This window comes from Neisseria musculi, assembly GCF_014297595.2.
In the GTDB taxonomy this organism is placed as follows: Bacteria; Pseudomonadota; Gammaproteobacteria; order Burkholderiales; family Neisseriaceae; genus Neisseria; species Neisseria musculi.
On sequence record NZ_CP060414.2, the window covers coordinates 2,701,067 to 2,715,983 of the forward strand.

Annotated in this window: 15 protein-coding genes and 1 pseudogene; 8 read left to right on the plus strand and 8 right to left on the minus strand. The window is 53.4% G+C overall.

From position 1 onward, the window contains the following. Nucleotides 1–248: 248 nt before the first annotated feature. The 5 genes from H7A79_RS13940 to H7A79_RS13960 all read right to left on the minus strand — a co-directional run bounded on the left by H7A79_RS13940 (nt 249) and on the right by H7A79_RS13960 (nt 3,476). The gene (locus tag H7A79_RS13940) at nt 249–515 is read right to left on the minus strand and encodes a hypothetical protein (RefSeq protein WP_187000556.1); all 267 of its coding nucleotides are present in this window, start codon (nt 513–515) and stop codon (nt 249–251) included. Nucleotides 516–553: 38 nt separating this feature from the next. After that, nucleotides 554–1,243, minus strand: coding sequence for a Bax inhibitor-1/YccA family protein (locus H7A79_RS13945; RefSeq protein ID WP_187000557.1), 690 nt, complete (start codon nt 1,241–1,243; stop codon nt 554–556). Nucleotides 1,244–1,493: 250 nt separating this feature from the next. Beyond that, on the minus strand, nt 1,494–2,408 hold the full coding sequence (gene menA, locus H7A79_RS13950) for a 1,4-dihydroxy-2-naphthoate octaprenyltransferase (RefSeq protein ID WP_187000558.1): 915 nt from the start codon (nt 2,406–2,408) through the stop codon (nt 1,494–1,496). 29 nt (nt 2,409–2,437) lie between these two features. Continuing rightward, complete coding sequence (locus tag H7A79_RS13955) at nt 2,438–2,845, minus strand: hypothetical protein (protein WP_187000559.1); 408 nt, start codon at nt 2,843–2,845, stop codon at nt 2,438–2,440. Nucleotides 2,846–3,206: 361 nt separating this feature from the next. Further along, the gene (locus H7A79_RS13960) at nt 3,207–3,476 is read right to left on the minus strand and encodes an oxidative damage protection protein (RefSeq protein ID WP_135033305.1); all 270 of its coding nucleotides are present in this window, start codon (nt 3,474–3,476) and stop codon (nt 3,207–3,209) included. A 217-nt stretch (nt 3,477–3,693) separates the two neighbouring features. Here H7A79_RS13960 and H7A79_RS13965 point away from each other — a divergent pair, with 217 nt between their 5' ends. The 5 genes and pseudogenes from H7A79_RS13965 (at nt 3,694) to H7A79_RS13985 (ending at nt 8,732) form a co-directional block, all read left to right on the plus strand. Next, entirely contained in the window at nt 3,694–4,440 is a 747-nt protein-coding gene (locus H7A79_RS13965; protein WP_187000560.1) for a Nif3-like dinuclear metal center hexameric protein, read from the plus strand. A gap of 121 nt (nt 4,441–4,561) precedes the next feature. Next, complete coding sequence (gene petA, locus H7A79_RS13970) at nt 4,562–5,146, plus strand: ubiquinol-cytochrome c reductase iron-sulfur subunit (RefSeq protein WP_135034052.1); 585 nt, start codon at nt 4,562–4,564, stop codon at nt 5,144–5,146. 12 nt (nt 5,147–5,158) lie between these two features. Continuing rightward, nucleotides 5,159–6,508: a cytochrome b gene (locus H7A79_RS13975; RefSeq protein ID WP_135034053.1), complete on the plus strand. Its 1,350-nt coding sequence runs from the start codon at nt 5,159–5,161 to the stop codon at nt 6,506–6,508. A 14-nt stretch (nt 6,509–6,522) separates the two neighbouring features. Beyond that, nucleotides 6,523–7,308, plus strand: coding sequence for a cytochrome c1 (locus H7A79_RS13980; RefSeq protein ID WP_187000561.1), 786 nt, complete (start codon nt 6,523–6,525; stop codon nt 7,306–7,308). 763 nt (nt 7,309–8,071) lie between these two features. After that, nucleotides 8,072–8,732 (plus strand): annotated as a pseudogene (locus H7A79_RS13985) (IS1595 family transposase). A gap of 156 nt (nt 8,733–8,888) precedes the next feature. Here the strand turns inward: H7A79_RS13985 and H7A79_RS13990 are convergent. Then, a complete protein-coding gene (locus tag H7A79_RS13990) occupies nt 8,889–10,280 on the minus strand; it encodes a Na+/H+ antiporter NhaC family protein (protein WP_187000562.1) in 1,392 nt (463 codons plus the stop codon). A gap of 322 nt (nt 10,281–10,602) precedes the next feature. On the opposite strand from H7A79_RS13990, the gene H7A79_RS13995 reads away from it, so the two are divergent. Both H7A79_RS13995 and H7A79_RS14000 read left to right on the plus strand, forming a co-directional pair. Beyond that, nucleotides 10,603–11,577, plus strand: a complete 975-nt coding sequence (locus tag H7A79_RS13995; RefSeq protein WP_353663625.1) for an SIMPL domain-containing protein — start codon at nt 10,603–10,605, stop codon at nt 11,575–11,577. A gap of 90 nt (nt 11,578–11,667) precedes the next feature. Next, nucleotides 11,668–12,474: a M48 family metallopeptidase gene (locus H7A79_RS14000; RefSeq protein WP_187000563.1), complete on the plus strand. Its 807-nt coding sequence runs from the start codon at nt 11,668–11,670 to the stop codon at nt 12,472–12,474. Nucleotides 12,475–12,480: 6 nt separating this feature from the next. Here the strand turns inward: H7A79_RS14000 and H7A79_RS14005 are convergent, their stop codons facing one another. Continuing rightward, nucleotides 12,481–12,705, minus strand: coding sequence for a hypothetical protein (locus H7A79_RS14005; RefSeq protein ID WP_135034058.1), 225 nt, complete (start codon nt 12,703–12,705; stop codon nt 12,481–12,483). Here H7A79_RS14005 and prmC point away from each other — a divergent pair. Beyond that, entirely contained in the window at nt 12,704–13,534 is an 831-nt protein-coding gene (gene prmC, locus H7A79_RS14010) for a peptide chain release factor N(5)-glutamine methyltransferase (protein ID WP_187000564.1), read from the plus strand. The two genes, H7A79_RS14005 and prmC, sit on opposite strands and share 2 nt — an antisense overlap. Before the next feature lie 434 nt (nt 13,535–13,968). On the opposite strand, the gene H7A79_RS14015 is transcribed toward prmC, so the two are convergent. Beyond that, nucleotides 13,969–14,619 carry an HAD-IA family hydrolase gene (locus H7A79_RS14015; RefSeq protein WP_187000565.1) on the minus strand — a complete coding sequence of 217 codons (651 nt, stop codon included), beginning with the start codon at nt 14,617–14,619 and terminating at the stop codon, nt 13,969–13,971. Nucleotides 14,620–14,917: the final 298 nt, after the last annotated feature.

Here is a 14,917-nt window from a genome sequence, read left to right on the forward strand (position 1 = left end):
GTTGTGCGCTAAGGCGGGATGCCCGGCAGGATAAAGGCTTGGGGGGGGGGATGTCAAAGAAAAGGCGGTTTGATAGCCGTTGCCGGCGTGATGCGGGAAACGGGCAGGGGCTTGTTTTGCGGAACGGTCTGAAAACAGGGGATGCGGCAGTTTGGGTGCTGTGTTTTTTGCGTGCGGTGTTTTCTGAAGGCGGGTAAAAACGATAAAAATAACGGCAAAACGTTAAAAGGCCGTCTGAAAGATATTGTTCAGACGGCCCCGGGTGCAGCAAACCCCGCCGTTGTTATACTGTCCGTTGTATGAAAACCCGTTTTGGGGCGGGCAAAGATGCCGGAAGGCACGGCGAAGCCGCATCGTTCTTGAGAATGCTCGAAAATCACGAAACCATCATTCCAGTAAAAAAACAAAAGCTGTTTGGCATAAAAAGTGTAAACAACCCGACCTTTTCCAACATTTAACGCCGTCCTTTCTGCGCAGGCGGCAATAACGGCGTTAGGCTTTTCAGACGGCATCAAGGCTGTTTCTGTAAGCCCCGGCCGTTTTACCGGGCGGATTAATCTTCGCCGGCAACGGAGAGCAGAATGTTCAGCAGGCTGCTGAAAATATTGTAGATAGAGATAAAGATGGTTAAAGCGGCGCTGATGTGGCTGGTTTCACCGCCATCGATAACGGTACGGGTCTGCCACATAATCACCAGCGAGCTGAACACCACAAAAGCGGCCGAGAGCGCGAGCGAGAGAGCAGGCAACTGCAAGAACATATTGGCTACCATGCCTACTATCAACACCACTACGCCCACCATCAGAAATCGGCCCAGGCTGTTCATATCGGCTTTGGTGCGGCGCGCCAGAGCCGACATGGTGAAGAACACGGCTGCAGTCATGACGGCCGCGGTACCGACAATCTGCGCGCCGTTGCCGAAGCTGAGGCTGTATTGCAGCAGCGGGCTGACCAATACACCCATGCCGAAGGTGAACACCATCAGCAATGCCGCGCCGGCGTTACTGTGGCGGTTTCTTTCGATTAAGTAACACATGCCGTAGAAAAAGGCCAATACCGCGCCGAACGCAATCCAGCGGTTGCCGAACATGGCATACAGATTGATGCCGGCCCGGCTGCTGATAAATGCACCGAGGGCGCAGGGAATGAATGAAATGCCTAGCAGGGCGTAGGTTTTGCGCAATACGGTGCTTTTCTGCACCGCGCCTGCGGTTTGTGTGTAGCGGTAAACATCGTTTTGCATGGCGTTGGCTCCTGTTGCGTGCGTGAAAATAAAAGAGTTTGGATTTTAACAGCAAATCAAAGATTTTAGCTGAAAATTATTACAGTCGGTTAGTTATTTTCCGGCGTTGGAGCAGGCCGTCTGAAACGGTTGCGGCGGCCGGCCGGAATTAAAGTGCAGGGCGGCTCGAAAGCAAGGCCGTCTGAAACACCGGTTATCGCTATTATTGGAATGCGGTACAAGGCGTGCGCGCAGCCGCTATTCCACCGATTCAGCCATAGTGCGGCGCGGCCAGCCATAACAGCAATATCCACAGTAAAACCGTGATGCTCCATTGCGGCAGAAGTTTATCCAATTCACTGCTGGATTGGGATTTTTTCAGTAAATTCAAGTGAACCAGCGAGACCGCCGGCAAAACGGCGTTTAACAGCAGCAGGCTGCCGTTGAAATACAGCGGCAGCCACAGCGCCCATGCGGCAGCGGCAGCCGCCAGCAGCACGGTATGGTAGATTTTGGCGCGGCGCAGCCCCAGGCGTACGGCAACGGTATTTTTGCCGGCGCGGCGGTCTGAATCGATGTCGCGCATATTGTTGATATTCAGCACCATCACACACCACAGCCCCAGCGCGGTGGCGGGCAGCCATGATGCGGCGTTCAGACGGCCTGTGTGCAGATATTCCGTACCCAACACACCCAGCCAGCCGAAAAACACCAATACCGCAAAATCACCCAGGCCCATGTATCCATAGGGTTTTTTTCCAGCGGTGTAGGCAAAGGCAGCCGCCACGGCAGCGGCTCCGATAAGCAGCCACAGCAACCAGCTTTGCGGTTGGGCAGCCGAAATGGCCGGTAGGGCAACCGCAAGCAGCGCGATGCCCAGCAGGCAGGAAACCGCCGCCGTCAGCCTAACCGCGCAGATCATAGTGGCGGGGCTGATGCGGCCTGAGCCGACCATGCGCGAGGGGCCTTTGCGTGCCGCGGTGTCGGCACCGTGGCGGGCATCGCCGTAATCGTTGGCCAAATTGCTGAGAATCTGCAGCGACAGCGCGGTAAGCAGGCACAGGGCAGACACGGTAAAACTGCTCCGGTGCTGCAGCGCGGCGGTGAGCACGCCGCAGAGCACTGAGGCTGCGGCCAGCGGCAGGGTGCGCAAACGGACGGCGGCCAGCCAGTTGTGTACAGACATAACAGGAAATCAATGGTGGAGTGGTGCGATTATAATTTAGGCCGTCTGAAAAAAGTTGATGTTGGTTTAACAACTTTAAGATTACAGCCGCCGGGCAGAGGGATACCCGGGCCGTTTTGCAGCCGTTCGATTTGAACTACGGCAAAGCCTGCCTGTCCTGCGGGAAATATAGCCGGCTGCTTCCGCGCCGGTTTTATTGCCGTTAAAATGTTATTTATCCTATTGTATTTTTTTAAACTTTTTTCTTTAATGGCTGTTTTGGGTTTTTGAAGGTTGAGAGACTGCCGGGTGCAAAGGTGCGGCGAAGCCGCATCTTTTCGAGTATACGCACAATCAAGAAACCGCCGCTTCTGCAAAAACAAGCTGCTTGGTAGAAAAAGTGCAACGCCCGACTTTCCCAACAGTTGTAAACAGAGTCGGTTTTTTGTTATCCGCATGGCGTGCGGCTTGCTGTTTTGCGCTGGAAATGCGCGGATTCACACAGCGGTATGCGGCATTGGTCGGAGTCGGGTGCCAGCGGAGCGGCGGGAGGTTTACATGCTGAAAAATAATCTGCTGCGGAAAGCCGGTGTCAAACGGCAGGCAGGCCGTCTGAAAAAAACGGAGGCGGTTCTATGATTCGGACTCCGCAGCTGCGCAGTGTTCGGGAGATTTTTGCTGTGTGGTGTATTGCTGCGGCATCGGGCGGAAGCCGGGTTATGCGGCATTGTCCTGAAGGCAGGCAGCGCGTGTTGCCGGTGTGGAAAACAGGCCGTCTGAATGTTTCAGACGGCCTGCCTGCTGTTTGCGGGAGGGCGGTTATCCTTGCGGCACATAACCCTGAACTTGGTCGGCACCGTCGCCGAAGAAGTAGCTTTCCATCTGCTGCGCCAGATATTCGCGCGCGCGCGGGTCGGCGAGACTGAGACGGTTTTCGTTAATCAGCATGGTTTGGTGGCGGGTCCAGGCATCCCACGCTTCTTGAGATACGTTTTCAAAAATGCGTTTGCCCAAGGCATTGGGCAGCGGGGCGAATTTCATGCCGGGGGCTTCTTTGCCCAGCTTCACGCAGTGAACCATACGGGTCATGGCGGCTTCCTTATGATGATTTTTCAGACGGCTGTAATTCTAACGGAGCCATGCGGGTTTGTATATAATGCGCTTTTTGCGGCAGGGCGGCTTGTTGCGGGCGGCAGCCGGCATCGCGCTGTGTAATAAAAACTGCAGAAATCAGCGCGAATTTGCCTGTCGTCAAAGTGCTGTCTGGAAAAATCCGCACAATTACCTTTTCACGCAAGGAAAAAGCATGAGTACACGCCAAGCCATACTCGATTGGTGCAAGCAAACCCTGCAAACCGATTTATATCAAGATTATGCCCCCAACGGCCTGCAAATCGAAGGCAGGGAAGAAATTTTCAAAATTGTTACCGCCGTTACTGCCAGCCGCGCCGCTGCCGCTTACGCAGTAGAGCAGGGTGCCGATATGTTGCTGGTACACCACGGGCTGTTTTGGAAAAGCGAGCCGGTTACCGTTACAGGCTGGAAAAAAGACCGCATTGCCACCCTGCTGGCCGGCAATATCAATATGGCGGGCTACCACCTGCCGCTGGATGCCCACCCTGTGTTGGGCAACAACGCTCAATTGGCCGGGCTGATGGGCTGGGAAACCGAATACCGCTTCGGCGAACAAAACCTGCTCAATGCAGGCCGTCTGAACACCCCGCAAACAACGGCGCAACTGTGCGCAGATCTGCAAAGCCGGCTCGGCCGCACGCCTGTCGCCGTGGGCGGTGAGCGGATTATCAAACGCATCGTATGGTGCACCGGCGGGGCGCAGGGCTTTTTTCAGACGGCCATAGAGGAGGGTGCCGATGCCTATATTACCGGCGAAATATCCGAAGCGCAGTTCCACCTTGCCAATGAAACCGGCGTGGTGTTCGTCAGCGCCGGCCACCATGCCACCGAGCGCTACGGCATACAGGCGCTGGGAGCCGCCCTTGCGCAGGAGTTCGGCATCGAAACGGTTTTTTTTGATGAACGGAACCCTGCATAAAATCAAGAAATGCCGTAAAACTTTTACCTTATTTTAAATAGTACTTTAAGTATCCCTATAAAATCAGGTAGAATTAAATGGTTTAATGGCTCGGTATTCCCATATCATTAGGATGACTGGAATGGAAAATCAAGAAATCAATCAAAGCCGCCGCCGCTTTTTGACGCTGGCGACAGCCGCTGCAGGCGGTGCCGCCGCCGCAGGCGTTGCGGTGCCGTTTCTGGCGAGCTTTTTCCCTTCGGAAAAAGCCAAAGCAGCGGGTGCGCCCATCGAAGTGGATGTCAGCAAAATCGAAGCAGGCCAGCTTGTTACCGCCGAGTGGCAGGGTAAGCCGATTTGGGTGCTGAACCGCACGGAGCAGCAGCAGAAAGATCTGCCGTTGCTCAATAGTGCTGTGGCCGACCCGAATTCGGAAGTTGACCAGCAGCCCGAATATGCCAAGAACGAGCTGCGATCCATCAAGCCCAATATCTTCGTGGCCATCGGCATCTGCACCCATTTGGGCTGTTCGCCGACTTTCCGTCCCGATATCGCCCCTGCTGATTTGGGTGCCGATTGGAAAGGTGGATTCTTCTGCCCGTGCCACGGTTCCAAATTCGACTTGGCCGGCCGCGTGTTCAAAGGCGTTCCCGCTCCGACCAATCTGATTATTCCGCCCTACAAATACTTGAGCGATACCACCATTTTGGTGGGCGACGATAAATAAAAGGGATTTATCATGGCAAACCAAACCAATAACAAAGCAAAAGCATTGTTAGACTGGGTGGACGCACGGTTCCCTTTGTCTAAAATGATGAAAGAGCACGTAACCGAGTATTACGCGCCGAAAAATTTCAACTTCTGGTATTTCTTCGGTTCGCTGGCCATGCTGGTGCTGGTGATTCAAATTGTCAGCGGTATTTTCCTGACTATGAACTATAAACCAGACGGCAACCTGAACCAATACAACCTCCCCGCTGCATTTACGGCGGTGGAATACATCATGCGCGATGTTTCAGGCGGCTGGATTATCCGCTATATGCACTCCACCGGTGCCTCCATGTTTTTCGTGGTGGTGTATCTGCATATGTTCCGCGGCCTGATTTACGGTTCGTTCAAAAAGCCGCGCGAGCTGGTGTGGGTGTTTGGCTCGCTGATTTTCCTGGCTCTGATGGCCGAAGCCTTTATGGGATACCTTCTGCCTTGGGGACAGATGTCGTTTTGGGGCGCGCAGGTAATCATTAATCTGTTTGCCGCTATTCCCGTTATCGGCCCTGATTTGTCTACTTGGATTCGTGGGGACTTCAACGTTTCTGATGTTACCCTCAACCGATTTTTTGCCCTGCACGTGATTGCCGTGCCGCTGGTGTTGGTAGGCTTGGTTGCCGCCCACTTGATTGCGCTGCATGAAGTGGGTTCCAACAATCCCGATGGTGTGGAAATCAAAAAGCTGAAAGATGAAAACGGCGTTCCGCTTGACGGTATTCCTTTCCACCCCTACTACACTGTGAAAGATATCTTGGGCGTGGTGGTATTTCTGATCGTATTCTGTGCCATTATGTTTTTTGCTCCCGAAGGCGGTGGTTATTTCTTGGAAAAGCCCAACTTTGATGCAGCCAATCCGTTAGTAACGCCTGCGCATATTGCCCCGGTATGGTATTTCACGCCGTTCTATGCCATTTTGCGCGCGATTCCTTCGTTTTTCGGCACTCAGGTTTGGGGTGTAATCGGTATGGGAGCGGCCGTAGTGTTGATTGCCTTGCTGCCGTGGCTTGACCGCTCTCCCGTAAAATCCATCCGTTACCGTGGTCCGATTTTTAAAACCATGCTGGTGTTGTTTATTATTTCTTTCATCGGTTTGGGTATCTTGGGTGCTTTGGTAGCTACCGACACCCGTACCATTGTGGCGCGTATTCTGTCAGTCATTTACTTTGCATTCTTCTTGGGTATGCCGTTCTATACCAAAATGGATAAAGACCGCGAAGTGCCTGACCGCGTAACCATGAGTACAACCAAACAGAAAATTATGTTCTTCGTTTACAGCGTTATTGCCGTAGTAGGTGCATACCTGTTTGCAATTTTGATTTAATGAGGGCGGCGAAAATGAAACAAACATTGAAAAACTGGTTTGCTGCCCTGTTGCTGGCAGCTCCGATGAGCGTGGCAGTTGCAGCAGGCGGTGGAAATTATGAACCGGTTGAAATTGATTTGCGCAACCAAGAGAGCCTACAGCGCGGCGCGCAGATTTTTACCAACTATTGCTTGTCGTGTCACTCCGCATCGGCAATGCGCTTTAACCGCTTGCAGGATATCGGGTTGACTGAAGATGAGATTAAAAACAATCTAATGTTTACCACTGATAAAGTGGGCGAGGTTATGCATGCGGCAATTGATCCGGTAGATGCGAAAAAGTGGTTTGGAGCAGTACCGCCCGATCTATCGTTGATTGCCCGTTCACGAGGTGCAGATTATCTCTATGCCTATATGCGCGGCTTCTATAAAGATCCGACCCGACCGACCGGCTGGAACAATACTGTTCTGCCGAATGCTGCTATGCCACACCCTCTGTGGCAGCAACAGGGAGTGCAGGCAGTTGAACTGGATGTAAAAGGCCAGCCTGTGATGACAAAAGATGCACATGGTAACTTAGTTCCCAAACTGTACTGGGAATCTACAGGTCTGCAAACGCGTAAACTGCCTAACGGTAAAGTGATTACCAAAGAATATGATGATTATGCACGTGATTTGGTGAATTTTATGGTGTACATGGGTGAGCCGGCACAATTACAGCGTAAACGTACGGGTTACATCGTATTGATTTTCCTGATAGCAGTGATGTTGCCCTTGGCGTATTTCCTGAAAAAAGAATACTGGAAAGATATCCATTAAACACCCAAATATATCAATAAATAAAAGGTAAAACTGAGAGAGGTTTTACCTTTTATTGCCTCTACGCTAAGATTAGGATTTTCAACTTAGTAGAGAACTAGACTGGTATACAGTGAAAACTTAATTTAAGGGTTTGGGAAGCAAAAGGATTAAATAGAGCTATTTCGAAATATTTTCATCAATATTTTATCCAAGTCTTCATAGAAATGGTTAACTAAAAGAAATGGTTAACTAAAATTCAGCTTCTTTCAAATGTAGGTGAAACACGTCTTTCTGGGTGCTGTAAAACTTGGCAAGCTACTCTTTGGTATAATACTCGAAAGAATCAATACTGTTAATATGCTAATTTTTACAAACAAATCCATTGAGACTATAATGGATGCCAGCAATACTTTTAATTATTCATATCTATAATTTTGCCATATACGCTCCTGCTATCGGTGTAAACCATGTTGTCAGTAAAAATATGGTTGTGTATGAGTATTAATTAATAGGAGCTTTGGTGCGTTAGGTGTGATTTCGGTATAGACTAGTACCGTTACACTTCAAATATTTCGAAGACTAAGATTTTGTCTGATGTACTGTGCCCGCGTTTAGCTCTGATATGCTGGATAAGAAAGTGGTTGGTCTGTGTAAATAATAAAACCATACCCTGAATTTCAGATAGGCGGAGTTAATGCTTCAGGCATTGTGTCGGTTATTTCAGCAGCATCGGAAGTGATTGATTACAAAGTGAAGCAGTAGGTTATTTTTAAATAACCCATTGCAACACGGTAAATCTACACAGAGAAAATTGCTTCAATTTTTTGTATTGGAAATTACAGCACGTTCAGCAGCCAATATACTCGGTATCCAGTCCAACTCAGCCAGATTGTTTTACCGAAAAATCCGCCAAGTTACTGCCTACCGTCTGGATCTTAAAGCAGACGAAGTTTTTGTGTTTCCGCTGAGCCGGATGAAAGTTATTTTGGCCGACAACGTAAAGGCAAACATGCTGGTGGAGCTGCGGGTAAAGTTGCTGTCTTTGGCATTCGAAACGTAACGGCAAAGTCTTTACTATCGTAGTTGAAAACACCAAGAAAGACATTTGCTTCCTGTTATTAAACGAAAAGTCATGCCTGACGGCATCGTCTGTACGGACTGTTATAAAAGCTATGATGTGCTTGATATGAGTGAGTTTACCCATCACCGTATCAATCATTTGCAGACCGTCAAGACCATATCAACAGCATTGAAAATTTCCGAAATCAGGCACAGCGCGTTCTACGAAAATATAATGGAATTGACCGCCAATCTTTCGTCAATCTTTTCCGTTATTCTTGAAAGAATGTGATTTTCATTTTAATTTCGGTTTGCCAAAAGAGCAGTTAACAGTTCTGGGTTTAGTATTTAGGGTTAATCTACGTCAGACCATTGTTTTTTAATAACATTTTTAGAAGCTTATTAATTAATAATTGGATGATTTTGTTTTTTAGGTCATCAACAGCATTCGGTTTGTATTCAAGCATTCGGTTTGTATTCACTTGTAGACAGGCAGTATCAACAGATACTGAGATACTGCCTGTTCAAGTTAATGCTTCCTACTCCTGCGGGAGCTTGCTGATGGTAAAGCCTGTGAAGCCGTAGATCAGGGTGAGAATCAGGCTTAGGTAGCAGAAAAAGGCGTAGGGTACATAATCCACTACCGGTACACCGAGTATGCCGGCAAGGAACACGCCATATACGCCCCAAGGCACCAGAGGGTTAATCACTGTGCCTGAATCTTCGATCGTGCGGGCCAGATTACGCGGGTGCAGTTGCAAACGTCTGTATAGCGGCTTGAAAGTGTTACCGGTGAGCAGCAGGCTCAGATATTGTTCGCCTATTAAAAAATTGATACCGAAAGCCGTGAAGGCTGCCGCAAGGGTTGCTCGTCCCACTCCTGTGAGCAGATGGGTAACACCGGCGAGCAAGGCGGGCAAGATGCCCAAACCTTGCAGCAGGCCGCCCAAACTCAAGGCGAGAATCACGATGGTTTGGCTGAAAAACATGCTTTCCATGCCGCCGCGCGATACCAGCTTGCCTACTGCGCCCAAGTCCAGCCCTTCGGCCGGTTTGTAGCCGCCGAAAAACCAGCCGCCCAGTTGCTCCAGCGTGGGGCTGCTGTGGATATATGTAATGGCAAGCGCGGTGAAAATGGTGGCAATGATGGTATAAACCGCATTCACCTTGCGCACAGCCAGCACAATCAGTACCGCAAACGGCAGCAGAGCATAACCGTGCACCAAGCCGCTTTCAAGCAGTTGCTGCTGCATGACGGCGATGTTCGACAAATCGGCATCGGCCACATCGCCGGTGAGCAACCACAGAAACACCGCCGTCAGAATCCACGCCGGTACGGTGGTAAACATCATGTTGCGGATATGGTCGAACAAATCCACGCCCACAATTGAAGCGGCAATGGTGGTGGTGTCGGAGAGCAGCGACATTTTATCGCCGAACAGCGCGCCGGAAACCACTGCGCCCGCCACAATGGCGGGGTCGGCATCAAACGCCTCTGCCATGCCCAAAAAAGCCACGCCGGCCGTGGCGCAGGTGGTAAAGCCGCTTCCCAGCGAAATGCCGATAACCGAACACAGTATAAATGCCGAGATATAGAAAAAATGCGGCGAGATCAGGTCGAAACCGTAATACATCAAGGTGGGAATCGCGCCCGACATCATCAGAGCCGCCACCAGCAGGCCGATATAGAAAAACAGATAAATCGCACCGATGCCCGACACCACCCCCTCGGCCATGCTTTTCTGCATTGCGGCAAAATCCTGCCCCCTGATCCTGCCATAGGCAAACAGGCCGCACATCACCAGCACAATCGAAATATGCGGCACCCAGCCGAAACCAATCATCGTGATGCCCATCACCGCCACAATCAACAGCGAAATCAACGAGGCTTCGCGCGGATGCATGGTGGTTGTGGTTAAGAGTTCGATCATTTTCCTGAATCCTTTGCGTGGTTATTGTCAAACGGAAAACCGCTGCTGCCGGTTTGACGGCGCGGTGGCGTAACAGCTGAATCTTATCCTTTTTATATGCCGCCAGGGAAGCTATTTGCAGGCCGTATGAAAACCGCCCGCAGGCCGTATGAAAGGCAAGTCTTTGTTTTCAGACGGCTTTTGTCCTTATTGAAAGCTGCTGCCGGCTATCGGAAAAATCTTTATCCTGCCCCTGCGGCAGGTTGGGCACCGCTGCGGATACGGCGGGGCGTGCCGCTCGGGAAGCTGTTTGGCGGCCGTCTGAAAACCGCCCGCAGGCCGTTTGAAAGTCAAAGATTTGTTTTCAGACGGCCTTAAGCCTTGCCGGAAGCCGCCGTGTTGCCCGCCAAGCAATGTGCAGCAAGTGTCGGGTGTGCCACCGACCGAATCCCTGTTTGGGTCGTTCGGCAAAAAACAGTTTGAAAACGTGCCGAAAAATGATAGTGTTTCAAGCATTGCCGCGGCGCCATATTTTGCCAACGCCGCTTTTCTGCCCGATTACCGTCATATTTTTACCGCAAAGGCCAAAACCATGCTGAAAACCTTATTGAAACCCGTTGCGCTGCTCACCTTGATGCTGGGTGCCGCACTGCCTGCTTCTGCCGAAACGCTCCATTATAATGTGGTTGAATTTTCCGAAAGTGCCAGTGTCGAGCTTTTGCGCGACACCATGACGGTGAACCTGCGCGTGCATGAAGAAGGCCGCAGCCGTGAAACCGTGAGCGGCAATTTCGTGAAAAAACTCAACAACGTTACCCGCAAAGCCTCGGCTGCGCCGTTTAAATCCGAACTGCTGCACCGCAGCGCATCCCCCCGCTACGAATACGACAGCAAAGGCAAGCGCACGCAAACCGGTTGGGAAGAGCAGGCGGTGGTGCAGGTGGAAAGCAAAAACTTTGAAGCCTTGAACAAATTGGTTGCAGAAAGCCGCAGCGATGCCGATTTGGAAAGCCTCACGTTCAAAGTGTCGAAACAAAACCGCCAAGATGCTTTGGACGAAGTGAGCCAAGCCGCTTTAGCCCGCTTTAAAGACCGCGCCGCTGCGCTCGCCAAAGCCATGGGTTTCCGCAACTATAAAATCGTGCGTTTGAATTTCGGCCAAATCGGCAGCCGCCCGATCGACAGCGGCACGCCGGTGATGATGCGCGCTGCCAAAGCTGCGGCCGTGTCTGACGAAGCCGCCGCCCCCGTGCCGGAGCACACCAGCCCCGGCACCGAAGAAGTCAGCATCACCGTGCGCGGCACGATACAGATGTGATGCCTGCGAAGTTTTTCAGACGGCCCGATTTTGCTTGAAGGCCGTCTGAAAATATGTGTTTTGCCCATCTCTGCAACAGGGAATATCCCGATGAAAACAGCCTTCCTCCTACGCTCGATTCTTGCCGCCGCCGCCCTTGCCGCTGCTTTGGCGGGCTGCACCTCGGTAGCCGATATGGTCGGTTACGACAGCAGCAGCCTTAACGAAAGTGCCGCCAGAAGCTACAGCCGGGCGATGCAGCAGGCGCGCAGCAGGCAGCTGCTCGACACCGCCTCGCCAACCTCGCGCCGCATCCACGGCGTGTTCAACCGTCTGCGCCCCTATGCCGAGCGTGCTAACCAAACCGGCGTGCCGTTCAACTGGCAGATGAGTGTGATTCAATCCAACGAGCTGAACGCATGGGCGATGCCGGGCGGCAAAATGGCGATATACACCGGCATGGTGGAGCGCCTGAAGCTGAGCGATGACGAAATCGCCGCCGTAGTCGGCCACGAAATGGCGCATGCCCTGCTCGAACACAGCAAAAAAGCCATCGGCCAGCAGGTATTGACCGGCCTGGCCGTTAATGTCGGCAGCTCGATTTTGGCCGCCGGCACCGGCATCAGCAGCGATGCTGTCGGCCTTTCTTTCGGCCTGTTGAGCCAATACGGCGTGAATATGCCTTTTTCGCGCAGCCAGGAGCGCGAAGCCGACATGCTCGGCGTGCGCCTGATGGCGCAGGCGGGCTACAACCCGCAGGCGGCCGTTTCGGTGTGGGAGAAAATGAACCGTGTGGGCGACAACAACAATGCCTTAAACGCCATCACTTCTTCACACCCCACCAACAATGCGCGTATGGCGGCTATCCGCAAAATATTGCCGGAAGTGATGCCGGTTTACGAGCGCAGCCGCCGCTAAGCGGTTTTAGCGGTAAACATCAGGCCGTCTGAAAAGAGTTTCAGACGGCCTGAAATATTGCAGCAGGCCGGCGGGCTGTCGGGCAGGGCGGGTTATGGTGATGGTTTCCGAACATTGCCGGGATTGCGGCCGGTGTTTCTGCAACGCACCGGCCACAATCCCACACACCCCGCCGCTTACGCCGTATCCGCTATATAATCCCGGCCGTCTGAAACCATTTTTCCACACCATGCCGCAAACCCTCGATCAATGGCTGCAAGCCTGCCCGCTGCCCAAAAACGAAGCACGTATGCTGTTGCAGCACGCCGGCGGCTACACCCGCGCCCAACTGGTTACGCGCGGGCAGGAGCCGCTGCCCGATACCGTGGCCGCCGCCGCCGATGCGCTGGCCGAACGCCGTATCCGCGGCGAGCCCGTGGCCTATATTCTTGGCACGCGCGAATTTTACGGCCGCATGTTCCAAGTGGACGGCAGCGTGCTGATTCCCCGCCCCGAAACCGAGCATTTGGTTGAAGCCGTGCTCGAACACCTGCCGCAGGGCGGCAGCGTGTGGGATTTGGGCACCGGCAGCGGCATCATCGCCGTCACCGTTGCGCTCGAACGCCCCGATGCCCGCGTGTGCGCTTCCGACATCAGCCCCCGAGCCCTGCAAACCGCCGCCGCCAATGCCCGCGCGCTCGGCGCATGCATCGGATTTGCCTGCGGCTCGTGGTTTGATGCGCTCAGGCCGTCTGAACACCGGCGCTTCGACATCATCGTTTCCAATCCGCCCTATATCGAAGCGGGCGACCGCCATTTGCAGCAGGGCGATTTGCGTTTCGAGCCGCAAAACGCGCTCACCGATTTTTCAGACGGCCTGAGCGCCATCCGCATCTTGGCGCGGGGTGCGGGCAGGCGGCTCAAAGAGGGCGGCCTGCTGCTGCTGGAACACGGCTGCAGCCAGGGCGCGGCGGTGCGGGCACTGTTTGCACAAAACGGATTTGCGCAGGTGGAAACGCAGCAGGATTTGGCGGGGTTGGACAGGCTCACGCTGGGCCGTCTGAAAGCTGCGGCTGCGTAGGGTTGACGGGAAAGCGGGCGAATATGGATGGCCGCGCCCGCGTCTGGCCAAGTACGCGGTTTGCGCGGGCAAAGGGTCGCGCTGCCCCGCCCGAACTGCCGCAGTGGCGGGTGTTGCCGTCTGAAACCGTTCAGACGGCCTTTGGAGGGTGTCGCAGGCGGGGTTGCCGCAGGGCGGACGCCGCAAACGGTATCCATGCCGATACTGCCGTGATTTCAAAGCGGCCCGTCCCCCGCCGGGCATGCCTGAATTGGCGCGGGCGGCCGGGCATTTGCCGGCGGCGGTTTTCAGACGGCCGGTGCCGGCAAGGGGCGGGCTGTTTGCATTTTTCATGCCGTTGGCTGCGCGGCGTGAAAGCAGGCGGTGTTCGGGCGTTTCAGACGGCCTGACGGCTGTTTTTGCAAAAACATCAGCTTGAAACTTCTAGCCCCCTTTCACAGCCCGGCCAGCAGCCCGGGCAGTTCGGCCAAATCATCGATAACCGCCAAACAGCCCGCCTGCCGCAGCTGCGCTGCCGGGTGTGCGCCGGTGGTGATGCCCACGGCGCGGGCGCGGGCGTTGGCGGCCATTTCCAAATCGTAAACGGTGTCGCCGACCACCAGGGCATCGGCAGGGTGCAGCCCCAGCTCATCACACAGCTTGAACACCATATCGGGCGCGGGTTTGGAGGGCTGCTCGCCGGCGCAGGCGGTGGCAAGCCAAAAGCCGGCGGTGCCGGTTTGGGCGACGGCCTTCTCCAGCCCGCTTCTGCTTTTGCCGGTGGCCACCGCCAGCCAATAGCCTTGCTGTTTAAGCGTTTGCAGGCAGGGAACGGCGCCGGCAAACAGCTTCATGTTGTGGTTGTTGGGGTTGAGATAATGGTGGGCGTAGGTTTCGGCCAGTTGCTCTTTGGTGTGGATATCGGCATCGGGCGCAAGGTGGCGGATAATGGTAACGAGGTTGTAGCCGATGAGTTTTTTGATGTCGGCAGCCTCGGGGGCGGGCAGGCCGCACTCGGCGAAGGTTTGACGGAAGGTGTCGATAATCGGGCCGGTGGTGTCGGCCAGCGTGCCGTCCCAGTCGAAAATAATCAGTTTGGGCTTCATGGTTGCTGCTCCTGGTTGCTTTTGCGGATTTGTTACGGGCGGCGCAGAGGTTTTTTTGCTTTCGGGCGGTTAAATTCTTTCAACCATTTTGGTTTGTCTATGATGTTTCCTATCTTGGGCGGTGCTGTTAAAACTGCCGGGGAAAATCGGTTTATTTTACTGCCGTTTCTGTAAATCTTGGTAAGGCCGTCTGAAAAGGTGTAGAATACGCGCCGTTTCCAACCACCTGCCTGCATGCTTCAGGCACGCATCATGGAACTTCCCCATCCATCACCCGCAACACACAAACCCACCGTTT

What these genes read in the sequence shown, in the direction of transcription:
- H7A79_RS14000 (WP_187000563.1), top strand. Translation starts at nt 11,668, where the DNA reads ATGAAAACAGCCTTCCTCCTACGCTCGATTCTTGCCGCCGCCGCCCTT.
- H7A79_RS13945 (WP_187000557.1), bottom strand. Translation starts at nt 1,243, where the DNA reads ATGCAAAACGATGTTTACCGCTACACACAAACCGCAGGCGCGGTGCAG.
- H7A79_RS13980 (WP_187000561.1), top strand. Translation starts at nt 6,523, where the DNA reads ATGAAACAAACATTGAAAAACTGGTTTGCTGCCCTGTTGCTGGCAGCT.
- prmC (WP_187000564.1), top strand. Translation starts at nt 12,704, where the DNA reads ATGCCGCAAACCCTCGATCAATGGCTGCAAGCCTGCCCGCTGCCCAAA.
- H7A79_RS13960 (WP_135033305.1), bottom strand. Translation starts at nt 3,476, where the DNA reads ATGACCCGTATGGTTCACTGCGTGAAGCTGGGCAAAGAAGCCCCCGGC.
- petA (WP_135034052.1), top strand. Translation starts at nt 4,562, where the DNA reads ATGGAAAATCAAGAAATCAATCAAAGCCGCCGCCGCTTTTTGACGCTG.
- H7A79_RS13965 (WP_187000560.1), top strand. Translation starts at nt 3,694, where the DNA reads ATGAGTACACGCCAAGCCATACTCGATTGGTGCAAGCAAACCCTGCAA.
- H7A79_RS13990 (WP_187000562.1), bottom strand. Translation starts at nt 10,280, where the DNA reads ATGATCGAACTCTTAACCACAACCACCATGCATCCGCGCGAAGCCTCG.
- H7A79_RS13955 (WP_187000559.1), bottom strand. Translation starts at nt 2,845, where the DNA reads ATGCGGATAACAAAAAACCGACTCTGTTTACAACTGTTGGGAAAGTCG.
- H7A79_RS13975 (WP_135034053.1), top strand. Translation starts at nt 5,159, where the DNA reads ATGGCAAACCAAACCAATAACAAAGCAAAAGCATTGTTAGACTGGGTG.
- H7A79_RS14005 (WP_135034058.1), bottom strand. Translation starts at nt 12,705, where the DNA reads ATGGTGTGGAAAAATGGTTTCAGACGGCCGGGATTATATAGCGGATAC.
- menA (WP_187000558.1), bottom strand. Translation starts at nt 2,408, where the DNA reads ATGTCTGTACACAACTGGCTGGCCGCCGTCCGTTTGCGCACCCTGCCG.
- H7A79_RS14015 (WP_187000565.1), bottom strand. Translation starts at nt 14,619, where the DNA reads ATGAAGCCCAAACTGATTATTTTCGACTGGGACGGCACGCTGGCCGAC.